Source organism: Shewanella donghaensis (assembly GCF_007567505.1).
GTDB lineage: Bacteria > Pseudomonadota > Gammaproteobacteria > Enterobacterales > Shewanellaceae > Shewanella > Shewanella donghaensis.
Map to the genome: position 1 here is coordinate 1,916,202 of NZ_CP041783.1, position 11,872 is coordinate 1,928,073.

Below are 11,872 nucleotides of genomic sequence, written 5' to 3' on the forward strand. Positions count from 1 at the left end.
AGAACAAATAACTAAAACGATGCAGAGATGTTGTCCACTTTAAACCGTTCATCTTGAGCTGTAAGTAATTTATGTCAAATTAATATTAATCAATTTACAAAATGTTACCTAAAAAAACGGTTTCAGTTTAAAACTTCAACAACATAGTGTTCTTCAATCAGTCATGTCGTTATTGGGCATACTTAACTTCAAATAGAAACATTGTCGTTATGTTACATAAGCAACACTTGAACATCTCATATTTACCGCTATTCAAGCAGTACATTTATTCACTATATTTCAAACAAAGCCATAGCTTCAATATGATGGGTTTGCGGAAACATATCTAGCATGGTTAATTTTTTTAGTTTATAACCTTGATCAATCAAGACTTGGCTGTCTCTTGCCAAACTGGCAGGATTACATGAAACGTAAACGACTTTTTTAGGTTTCATTTTTGATAACCACTGCAAACTTTCAAAAGCGCCTGCTCTCGCAGGATCTAATAATAGCTTATCAATTTTCCCAAGCCAGCTCGCTTCAGATAAATCAGCGCTTAAGTCGGCATGAAAGAAACTGAGGTTAGATAAATTATTATCAGTTGCATTCTGTTTCGCTTGAGTCACCATTTCAGGCACACCTTCAACGCCGATAACATCAGCAGCTTGAGTTGCTAATGGCAGACTGAAATTGCCCACACCACAAAACAAATCAAGAATACGTTCGTCTTGTTGCGGCGCTAACCAATCGATAGCTTGCTCCACCATGCGCTTATTAATGTCGGCATTAACTTGAACAAAGTTGCCAGGGCTAAACTCACAGGCAACTTGATCATTGGCTAATGAGTACTTTGGTAGATCAATGTTGCCCTCATTAACAAGCGATCGAAGTTCGCCTTCATTATCTTGTACTAACAAATGCAACTTATGCTGCAAAGCGAACTCTTTTAAACGCTCTTCGTCAGCAGGTTTAAGCTCTTTGGTTATTCTCAGTACTGCAAATAAACCATTTTCAGCTTCAGTTAACTCAAGATGGCCTAATGTCATCTTGGCTTGTAACTGATTTAGTACCTGAGAAAATGGTGTGATTAAAGCAGACAAAGCTTTGGCTAATACATCACACTGTTTTATATCAACAATGTTACTGGTACTCGATTCACGAAAACCTAACTGTAAGTGTTTTGTTTTTTTATCGAATAATGTCGCTAAACGCGCTTTACGGCGGTAATGCCATTGCTCGCCGATAACGTTATCGGTCATGACACTGTCATCCATATTGACCGCAACCTTACCCATTAAAGTTTTTAAGGCATCTTGCTTATGTTCACGCTGTGCTTCTATTCTCATATGCTGTAAGTCACAACCACCACACTGCTGATAATGAGGACATCTTGTCGCGACTCTATTTTCTGCAGGTGTTTGTACTTTTAGTAATTTGGCTTTAGCAAATCTTTTCTTTTGCACAATTAATTGCGCAGTGACAGTTTCACCCGGTAAAGCACCTGGAACAAACACCACTTTACCTTCGTGTTGTGCAATACCCGCCCCTAGGTGATCAAGTTGTGATACCGTTAGGTTCAATTTGGCCGAAAGTTGTTTCGTTTTGTTTGGTTTTGCTTTAAAAAATTGTGCCATTTTGGCCTCAGGTATTGAATAAACTACTGGTCAAGAGTGCTCTGTTTCTGGCAATCTAGACTCAATAATTGAAAAAAGTCTTTAGGAATAATTACTTCACGATGAATAATGCTAACAACATGACCAAATATAGCCTTCGTTCATGGGTACTGGTACTTGCGTTAGCTCCTACTGTCATGGTGGGTATTCTACTTGGAAGTTACTTCACCATAAACCGTTTTTATGAGCTAGAAGAAACCTTAATCAATCAAGGCCGAAGTATTGTTGAGCCATTGGCTATCGCCAGTGAGTTTGGGCTAGTCACAGAGAACAGAGAAGCCAGTAAAAGATTATTAGCGGCCTCGCAATTAAATAATTCCTCACTCATACATTCAATTGCTATATTCAATGTAGAGAACCAACTATTTGTCACCTCTCATTATCACAAAGATTTTGAAAGTATGCGCTATCAAAGAGCGCTTGAATCCCTCACTGCGAGTCAGTACGAAACCATTGAAGATAGTATGGTTATTCGTGTACCTATTATCTCGTATACCGGTGTTAATCAGCAACAACCCAGTCAAAGCGTAACCGCTGCACCTGCTTATGACAGTAATAAAATCATCACCAATGCAGAAGGTGAGCAAATACTGGGTTACATCTCTATATTACTGAACAAAGAAAACGCGCTTCTTGAACAACATCGTGCTGCCATTGCCGCCTTTGTAATTGTATTAATTGGCGTCCAACTAAATCTCTTTTTCACCTTCCGATTAGTGAAACACGTTAACTACCCTATCACCGAGATGGTTCGAGTGGTGGCAAAGATTCGAGAAGGTAAATTGGATACCCGCCTAGATGGACAATTGATTGGCGAACTTGATTTACTTAAGCGTGGTATTAATGCCATGGCGAGTTCCTTGTCAGAATACCATGATGAGATGCAGCAAAATATTGACCAAGCGACATCTGATTTACGTGAAACCCTAGAGCAAATTGAGATTCAAAACGTTGAACTCGATTTAGCGAAAAAGCGTGCACTTGAAGCCAGTCGCATTAAATCTGAATTCTTGGCCAACATGTCCCATGAATTAAGAACGCCACTAAACGGCGTTATTGGGTTTTCGAGGCAGTTAATTAAAACCCCGTTGCACTCGAGCCAGCTTGATTACATAAAAACTATTGAGCGCAGTGCGACTAACTTACTGGGTATTATTAACGATATTCTTGATTTCTCGAAACTAGAAGCCGGAAAAATGGTATTAGAGAAGATGCCATTTGCACTGCGTGAAACCATATCCGACACCATTACTATTGTCGCTGGAGCTGCTCAAGAGAAGAATATTGAGCTAGTGATTGATATTGACGACAACGTGCCAGAAAGTGTCAGCGGTGATGCCATGCGTGTCGCCCAGATCATGACTAACTTAATGGGTAATGCGATTAAGTTTACCGATCAAGGCAGTGTCATCCTTAAGATTCATCTGGTTGGCCAAAAAGATGAAAACATTACCCTAAGATGTGAAATTATTGATACAGGTATCGGCATTGATGAAAGCCAGCAAGAATACTTATTCCAAGCTTTTGGCCAAGCTGACTCTTCAATCTCACGACGATTTGGTGGTACCGGTTTAGGCTTAGTGATTACCAAACGACTGATTAATCAAATGGGCGGCCAGATTGGTTTTACTTCAACACCCAACAAAGGCTCGACCTTCTGGTTCATGTTGCCACTTGAATTAAGCCAATTCCACATTGGCGAAGTACTGCACTTGGAATCATTAAGAGATAGAACACTCCTGTTATTTGAAACCAGAGAGCTAACTCGCGATACACTTAATCGTCGTTTTGAAGCTTGGGGGTTACACTTAACCACAGTAGGACAAATTGCCCATTTAGATTCGGCGATAGCATCAAATAAAGTGCATTACGATTACATTTTACTAAATTGCCATGGCTTCAATGATGAAGAACAATTACTTAGTTATTTGAAACTTGCTAGACAAAAAACTGCTTGTTTAGTGCTATTACATGACTGTATTGAGCAACAAGAAATTCTTAACAATGCGCTGAGACCAAACAGTGACATATTACTGAGTATGCCCATCAGTGATTATGAACTGGCTAATCAGCTCATTCATCCACCGACTCAAACAGCATTGCTAACGGAATCTTTACCTGCTGCGGTTTATGAACGTAAAAATTTAAGCGTGCTGGCGGTCGATGATAACTTGGCAAACTTAAAGCTCATTGATACGCTATTAAAAGAAATTGTCATTAATGTTATCTCGGTCAATAATGGCGATGAAGCCGTTAAATATGCTAACCAACAAGCATTTGATGTCATCTTTATGGATATTCAAATGCCGGGAATGGACGGTATTACGGCCACGAAGCTTATCCGCAAGGACTCATTAAACCGCAATACTCCCATTATTGCGGTTACAGCACATGCTATCGCTGAAGAACGTGAATTAATTTTAGGCAGTGGCATGGATGGATACCTTCCAAAACCAATCGATGAAGCTGCGCTAAAAGGGGTTATTGATCGTTGGATTAATAAACCTAAATTTACCCATTTTGATATGCATACCCTTAATTGGGAGCTGTGTTTAGCGCAAACTAATCAAAAACCTGATTTAGCCCTAGAGATGCTACAAATGTTGGTGGACTCTTTGCCTGAGAGTGTTACCAACATTGATGAAGCTTTAAAAACAAACAATAGTGAGCTTATGCTACAAACATTACATAAGCTCCATGGCGCCAGTTGTTATTGCGGCGTACCGAATACACAAAAGCTTTGCCAAGAAATAGAATCGTCTTTAAAGCACAAAACTAACATTGAAGACCTAGAACCTGAAATACTTGAGTTACTTGACGAGTTAACTAAGGTAGAATCAGCTGCAAATCAAGTGATATCACAGTTATCAGCGGATGTTCCCCATGAGCAATAAACCCGGTTTTTTTAAGCGTTTAAAAGCGCTGTCTTTACCTCAAAAGCAACTCTTTGCCACTGCACTATGTCAGCGTATGTTGCCAAATTATCAACTTTTTTCAGAAGTATGTGAATTTGGTGAGCCTAAAGTTTTAAGTACGGTATTAGATTTACTATGGCAATCACAGTACGACAAAAAGCTTAAGTTTAATTATGATATCCATCTACAACGTTTAGATGAAAATACTCCAGAACCTGTCGATTTTGAAGCCTACGGTGTTTATCCAGCTATGGATGCTGCAGTGGCTTTATCAACGCTATTAGGCGGTATTCAAGCTAAAATAGAAGAAGATATTACCAATGTCAGCAAGTTATCTTCGAGTACTGTGGCTAACTACATTGAAGCCATAAGCGTTGAAGAACTCGAAAATATTATGAATGAAGATGCCGTTGAAGAATTCGTTTTTAATCACCCTGTAATGCAAGAAGAAAAACACATACAAGGCCTGTTATTAGACGTAATTGAAGAAACAACCAAGATAACGCCTGAGTTCATTAAAGAGCTACGTAAAGAAATTATCGATGCAGGTGCATCAAATATTGGTATTAGCAGTCAGCAATAAACAATAGAGTTTCTTACCCCTGATGCAAAAAGATTGACTCAATGACCTTGCTGCATCAGGCTTATTCATAACTTAATACCCGCTAAATCATTTTCATTCACTTTTAATATAAGGAATGAGGGATGCCAAGTATTCTAACCCCTCTGATTGCCGTTTTCGGTATTATGCTTTTAGGCTTTATAGTCCAAAAGTTAAAAGTCTTGCCCCACGATACTGACTTTACTATCAATGAATATGTCTATTACGTGGCCTTCCCAGCTATTTTATTTATCGCACTCGCTGAAACTGATATTCACGAAATATTACAGTGGGGTTTTATTTTCGCCTTTGGCTTAGCCATGATAGCGACCTACTTCATTACTGTTGTCATTTCCTCTATTTTTGACAAGAAACAACCTGCCCTAGCTGCCATTAGAGGATTAAGCACCAGTTTTGGGAATACGGCATTTATTGGCATTCCGTTAATGATGATGCTTTACCCTGGTAACAACCATGCTATTACCGCAGCCGCAATAGCAAGCCTACTGTCTGTCACCATGTTTGCATTTGCACTTGTCAGCATGGAACTTGCTCTCAATAAAACCCAAAAAAGCCACCCTGCATTAATCATGTTAAATGCGTTAATCAAAAATCCGATTGTGATTGGTTGCTTACTCGGAGTGATAGCTTCTGCACTGACGATTCCAGTCCCTGAGAGCATCAGCATGATGTTCCGACTGATAGGTAATACATCAAGCCCCTGCGCCTTATTTGCCATTGGAATGGTGCTTGCAAAAGCAATGCATGGCGGCACTGAGCCTGAAGTCGTTAGGCACAACATCGTTATAGAAATGAGTGTGCTGAATGTTTTAAAGCTGGTTATACACCCGCTACTGGCATACTGGCTGCTGACTTACTTTGAAGTCGAACAACAACTACTCGTAATGGGGGTTATTCTTGCTGCATTACCTACCGCAGCGAGTGTTTACTTACTTGCTCAGCGTTATCAAACTTACGCTCTATCAAGTGCTAAGTGCATTTTAATTAGTACTATTGCCACCTTTATTAGCTTACCCATAATAGAAAAGCTATTAAGTTCATTCGCTTAAAAATTAATCTTATATATATTTTTACAGCTCTGTCCTTTTTAAATAAACAGTACTTTACTGTATATAAAAACAGTGTAAACTGTATGGAAATACAGTGGTTTGATGATTATTCACACAAGGATTGATTATGCTTTGCCAATTGAGCATTAATAATTTCGCGATTGTACGTTTTCTGGAACTCGACTTTAAAGCGGGCATGACCAGCATAACGGGTGAAACCGGTGCCGGTAAGTCTATCGCTATAGATGCATTAGGTTTATGTTTAGGCAATCGTTCAGATGCTAATAGCGTAAGACCTGGGGCAACAAAAGCCGAAGTTAGCGCTCGCTTCACACTAGACGACGTCCCTTATGCTAAACGCTGGCTTGAAGACAACGATCTTGATGTTGAAGATGAATGTATTCTCAGAAGAACCATTAATGCCGATGGCCGTTCTCGTGCTTACATCAACGGTAATCCAGTACCTTTAGCTCAGCTTAAATCATTAGGCCAATTATTTGTTGGTATTCATGGTCAACATGCACATCATGCAATGCTAAAAAGTGAGCATCAACTTACTTTATTAGATAGCTATGCGAATCATAAAATACTCATTGATGCTGTGAGTAAAAGCTATCAACGCTGTAAACTCATCGAAAATGAACTTAAACAGTTACAACTGAATCAACAAGAGCGAATTGCCAGAAAACAGCTAGTTCAATATCAAGTTGAAGAGCTAGATGAGTTTGATATTAAAGCGGGTGAATTCGAAGAAATTGAGCAAGAGCACAAACGCTTGGCTAACGGTACAGAGTTAATTGAAACCTGCCAATCCAGCTTAGTCGTACTGAGTGAAGATGATGAAGCAAATATTGAATCACTGCTAAATCGCGTTGTTGGCCTTGCTGACAACTTAAAAGAGTTTGATCCTCAGCTCAGTCATATTCCTCAAATGCTCAATGAAGCGTTAATTCAAGTTCAGGAAAGTAGCAGTGAGATTCAGGATTATCTCAGTCGCTTAGAACTCGATCCTGAACACTTTGCTTATTTAGAGCAGCGCATATCTAAAGCAATGCAGTTGTCGAGAAAACACCACGTCAGCTCTGAAGAGCTGTTTGCACATCATCAAAGCCTAACCGCTGAACTTAAAGAGCTAAATAGTGACGCTAGCCGACTCGATGAAATTCAGCAACAAGTCGATGACAGTAAACAAGCTTATATTGTTACTGCACAGAAGTTGAGCCATAGCAGAAACCGTTATGCCAAAGAACTTAATAAGTTAGTGACTCAATCAATTCAAGAGCTGAATATGCCTAAAGGTAAATTCAGTATCGCAGTGAATTTCAATCCTGAACTGCAATCAGTATCAGGTTGTGATCAAGTTGAATTCTTAATAACAACTAACCCAGGCCAACCAATGCAACCGATTGCTAAAGTGGCATCTGGTGGCGAGCTTTCTCGCATCGGTTTAGGTATTCAAGTGATCACCGCGAAGAAAGTCTCAACGCCAACACTTATTTTTGATGAAGTCGATGTGGGTATTTCCGGGCCTACTGCTGCAGTAGTAGGCAGAATGCTGCGTAGCTTAGGGCAATCAACACAGGTGATCTGTGTTACCCATTTACCTCAGGTAGCAGGCAATGGCCATCAGCATATGCTGGTAAACAAGTTTACTAAAAGTGGTGGTACTGAAACCAATATGAAGCCATTAGATAAACAAGAGCGAGTCAATGAACTTGCGAGGCTATTAGCCGGTGATGTGATTACAGAAAACACCCTTGCTAATGCAAGAGAGTTACTTCAAAACTAACCCGTGATATACGTTAGTCAACCCATTAAAAGCCACAAAAAAGCCCACTAATATAGTGGGCTTTTGATGTAATAATCTCAGATTAATAATGGGTTAACGATTCATCCCCTAAGATTCATAACTAATGCTGATGGCTGATGGCTGATGGTTATAAAAAATAAACTAGCAACTGTAGACAAATTAACGAAAAAATACCGGCTAGGACATCATCAATCATAATACCAAAACCACCGTGGACTTTGGCATCTAACCAACGAATTGGCCAAGGTTTTAAAATATCAAAAAAGCGAAATAGTGCAAAACCCACCACCATCCAAACCAAACCTGCTGGCGCGGCGATCATAGTAATCATTAACCCGGCAACTTCATCCCAGACAATAGCGCCATGATCATGAACACCCATATCTGTTGCAGCTTTATCACAGATATAAAAACCAATTAGCGTACTTATAACGGTAATCGCAATAAATAGTTCTAAACTTAAAAAGCTCATCAAGTAGACAAGTGGAACTGCAGCCAATGTACCAAAGGTGCCAGGCGCTTTTGCCGCTAAGCCACTACCAAATCCCAATGCTAAAAAGTGCACTGGATTTTTAAGGCTTAATTTATGGACGGCTGGATCAGTAGAAATAAACTTCATTAGAAATGCTCAAAACTGTTAATATCTAACTCATAAGGAGCGCCTGCAGAAACAAGGCGTAATTTATCACCAGCACAAATTTGACCAATTTTGACAAACTTGACGCCGGAATGAATTAACGCAATATCTAAAGCACCACGTTGAGATTCAGGTACGGTAAATAATAGCTCATAATCTTCACCACCTGTAAGTGCGTAGCTAATCGCTTCATCTACGTCAGCAGACTCACGTAATGATGTCGATATAGGTAGCTCATTAACATCAATAATAGCCCCAACATTCGATGCTTTTAAAACATGTTTAATATCTGAATATAAACCATCAGATAAATCAATCGCACTGGTCGCAAGTGAGCGTAAAGCTTGCCCTGCTAATATTCGTGGAGTGGGATGATAATGACGATTGATTAAAAATTCTTTGTATTGCGCATCAACAACCTTGTTACCTAACAAGATATCCAGACCTAATGCTGAATCACCTAATGTACCAGTGACGTAAATCCAATCACCAATTTTAGCACCACTGCGGGTTAAGGCTTTACCTGTCGGAACTTGGCCATGAATAGTAATATTAATACAACGAGGCCCGCGAGTCGTATCACCACCAATGAGGCTGACACTGTAATAATCAGCAGCTTCAAAAAGGCCTTGGCTGAATTCTGCTAACCATTCATTATCAACATCAGGTAACGTAAGTGCCAGTGTCATCCAAGCTGGATCTGCGCCCATAGCGGCAAGATCAGATAAGTTAACCGCAACTGATTTATAACCGAGCTCATGTGCAGGCATCGTAGGAAGGAAATGGATATTTTCAACGAGGGTATCGCAAGATATAGCAATTGATTTATTTTCCGCTGGTTGCACTAATGCACAATCATCGCCAATGCCTAAATGCACATCTCGACGCTGTTGACCTTTATCACGGAAAAATTGTTCGATAAGTTGGAATTCTTTCACAATACATCTGGTACGGATAACCGCCCACCTACTGTTTGGTAGAAAAAGCATTACAAATAAAAACGGTATCCGAAGATACCGTTTTTATTCATTACTTACGAGTAACAAGCTTATCTAGCATACCATTGACAAACTTATGACTATCGTCAGCACCAAACGCTTTCGCTAATTCGATACCTTCATTGATGGCCACTTTAAAAGGCACATCTTTACGATACGTTAATTCATAAGCTGATAAACGCACAATGGCTTTCTCAACTGGTGATACATCTTCAATATCACGATCTAAATGAGGCTTTAGCAGATCATCAAGTTGAGTTGCTTTCGAGGCTACACCTGATAGCAATTCACGAAAATAAGCTACATCAACACCGTTAATGTTTTGCTCAGTTAAAAATTCATGTTCAACATCAGCAACATTGTTCTTGCTTAACTGCCATGAATAAATAGCTTGAACAGCTAAACGGCGTGCCTTGCGGCGCTCTGAAGGCTTCATTACTTTTCCTACTACTATACTAACTGTTGTTCTAATTCTTGCAGAACGTTAACCATTTCTAGTAAACCAAGTGCAGCTTCTGTGCCCTTGTTACCAGCTTTAGTACCAGAGCGTTCAATTGCTTGCTCGATGGTATCTGTGGTTAAAACGCCAAATGAAACTGGGATATCAAACTCTAAAGCGACTTGAGCAAGACCCTTGTTACATTCACCAGCAACTAAATCAAAATGCGGAGTACCACCACGAATCACTGCACCAAGTGCAACAATACCGTCAAATTTTCCACTAGCAGCAATTCGACGTGCAGCAAGTGGTAATTCAACAGCGCCAGGAACACGAACAACAGTAATGTTGTCGTCATTTACCTGACCTAAACGTTTTAGTGTGTCTAATGCGCCATCAAGCAGACTCTCAACAAGAAAACTGTTGAAACGCGATACTACGATCGCCACTTTGGCATTTTTTGCTTCGATATTACCTTCAACTACGATCATTATCTTACCTAAATTAGCTAAAGCACCCGGCTCTGGGCAAAAGTGGCGGTATAATACCACAGCCAAATGCCCTGAGTCCTGTGCAATTATTGATAAATGTTAACTTCACTAAGTTAGTGAATTATTCTGCAATATAATCAGTTACTTCTAAACCAAACCCTGAAAGAGAATGGTACCGCTTAGGCGAACTTAGTAACCGCATGGTGCTCACACCTAAACTTGAAAGAATTTGTGAACCTACGCCAACTTGGCGAGAAGTTCCTTCCCACTTCGCTGATGCTGGAGCTTGTCCATTGTCTTCAGCTTCAAAAGCTTTCACTTTTGCGAGCATATCACTTGAGTGTTCTCTGTTACCCAATAGCACTAAGACACCACCATCATTGGCAATACGTTCCATTGCTTTTTCAAGTGGCCAGCTGCGTTTTTGGTCGCGCTCAGAGTGCAATAAGTCATTAAAGGTGTTTTGTAAATGCACTCGCACTAAGCAATCAGCTTCAACGTTACCTTTAACCAAAGCATAATGAAGTTGGTTATCAATAGTGTCTCTAAAGGTCACCATATTGAACTCACCGAAACGAGTAGGTAGCTTGCATTCAGCTTCACGCACAACGGTGGTTTCTTTGGTATTGCGATACTCAATTAAGTCCGCAATTGTGCCCATTTTAATGCCGTGCTTTTTACTGAAAATTTCTAAATCAGGGCAACGCGCCATGGTGCCATCATCATTTAAGATTTCAACAATTACACCTGATGGCTCACAACCGGCTAAACGCGCTAAGTCACAACCCGCTTCTGTATGACCGGCGCGAGTTAATACTCCGCCATCTTTTGCCATCAGTGGAAAGATATGACCTGGTTGCACTAAATCAGAAGCTTTAGCATCTTTCGCTGCAGCGGCTTGTACTGTTACAGCGCGGTCATGAGCAGATATACCCGTAGTCACACCCGTTGCAGCTTCAATTGAAATAGTAAAATTAGTTGAGAACTGAGCATTGTTATTGGTCACCATTAAAGGCAGATTTAACTGCTGGCAACGCTCTTTCGTCATCGTTTGGCAAATCAGTCCACGGCCAAAAGTCGCCATAAAGTTAATGGCTTCAGGCGTGACCTTATCAGCCGCCATGATAAGATCACCTTCGTTCTCTCTGTCTTCATCGTCCATCAAGATAACCATCTTACCTTGGCGAATATCTTCGATGATCTCTTCTATAGTATGTAATGCCATTGCAAAGACCTTTATATTGTTATGCCCATATCAG

Annotated in this window: 10 protein-coding genes; 4 read left to right on the plus strand and 6 right to left on the minus strand. The window is 40.1% G+C overall.

Annotated features, from left to right (window positions below):
* Positions 1-272 precede the first annotated feature (272 nt).
* Positions 273-1,613 (minus strand): 23S rRNA (uracil(1939)-C(5))-methyltransferase RlmD, encoded by a 1,341-nt coding sequence (gene rlmD / locus FPK91_RS08230; protein ID WP_144210343.1) that lies wholly within the window; start codon positions 1,611-1,613, stop codon positions 273-275.
* A gap of 101 nt (positions 1,614-1,714) precedes the next feature.
* Here rlmD and barA point away from each other — a divergent pair, with 101 nt between their 5' ends.
* From barA to recN, 4 genes are all read left to right on the plus strand, one after another.
* Positions 1,715-4,546, plus strand: a complete 2,832-nt coding sequence (barA, locus tag FPK91_RS08235) for a two-component sensor histidine kinase BarA (protein WP_144210345.1) — start codon at positions 1,715-1,717, stop codon at positions 4,544-4,546.
* Positions 4,536-5,150, plus strand: a complete 615-nt coding sequence (locus FPK91_RS08240) for a YjaG family protein (RefSeq protein WP_144210346.1) — start codon at positions 4,536-4,538, stop codon at positions 5,148-5,150. Before barA ends, FPK91_RS08240 begins: the two co-directional genes overlap by 11 nt.
* Before the next feature lie 122 nt (positions 5,151-5,272).
* The gene (locus FPK91_RS08245; protein WP_144210348.1) at positions 5,273-6,238 is read left to right on the plus strand and encodes an AEC family transporter; all 966 of its coding nucleotides are present in this window, start codon (positions 5,273-5,275) and stop codon (positions 6,236-6,238) included.
* Between the two features lie 127 nt (positions 6,239-6,365).
* Positions 6,366-8,027: a DNA repair protein RecN gene (gene recN, locus FPK91_RS08250; protein WP_144210350.1), complete on the plus strand. Its 1,662-nt coding sequence runs from the start codon at positions 6,366-6,368 to the stop codon at positions 8,025-8,027.
* 148 nt (positions 8,028-8,175) lie between these two features.
* Here the strand turns inward: recN and FPK91_RS08255 are convergent, their stop codons facing one another.
* The 5 genes from FPK91_RS08255 to ribBA all read right to left on the minus strand — a co-directional run bounded on the left by FPK91_RS08255 (position 8,176) and on the right by ribBA (position 11,838).
* Positions 8,176-8,667, minus strand: coding sequence for a phosphatidylglycerophosphatase A family protein (locus FPK91_RS08255; protein WP_144210352.1), 492 nt, complete (start codon positions 8,665-8,667; stop codon positions 8,176-8,178).
* Positions 8,667-9,623: a thiamine-phosphate kinase gene (gene thiL / locus FPK91_RS08260; protein ID WP_144210354.1), complete on the minus strand. Its 957-nt coding sequence runs from the start codon at positions 9,621-9,623 to the stop codon at positions 8,667-8,669. The genes FPK91_RS08255 and thiL overlap by 1 nt, the downstream gene beginning before the upstream one ends.
* A 91-nt stretch (positions 9,624-9,714) precedes the next feature.
* Complete coding sequence (gene nusB, locus FPK91_RS08265; RefSeq protein WP_144210356.1) at positions 9,715-10,119, minus strand: transcription antitermination factor NusB; 405 nt, start codon at positions 10,117-10,119, stop codon at positions 9,715-9,717.
* Positions 10,120-10,133: 14 nt separating this feature from the next.
* On the minus strand, positions 10,134-10,613 hold the full coding sequence (ribH, locus tag FPK91_RS08270) for a 6,7-dimethyl-8-ribityllumazine synthase (protein ID WP_144214265.1): 480 nt from the start codon (positions 10,611-10,613) through the stop codon (positions 10,134-10,136).
* 121 nt (positions 10,614-10,734) lie between these two features.
* Entirely contained in the window at positions 10,735-11,838 is a 1,104-nt protein-coding gene (gene ribBA / locus FPK91_RS08275) for a bifunctional 3,4-dihydroxy-2-butanone-4-phosphate synthase/GTP cyclohydrolase II (RefSeq protein WP_144210358.1), read from the minus strand.
* Between the last annotated feature and the right edge of the window lie 34 nt (positions 11,839-11,872).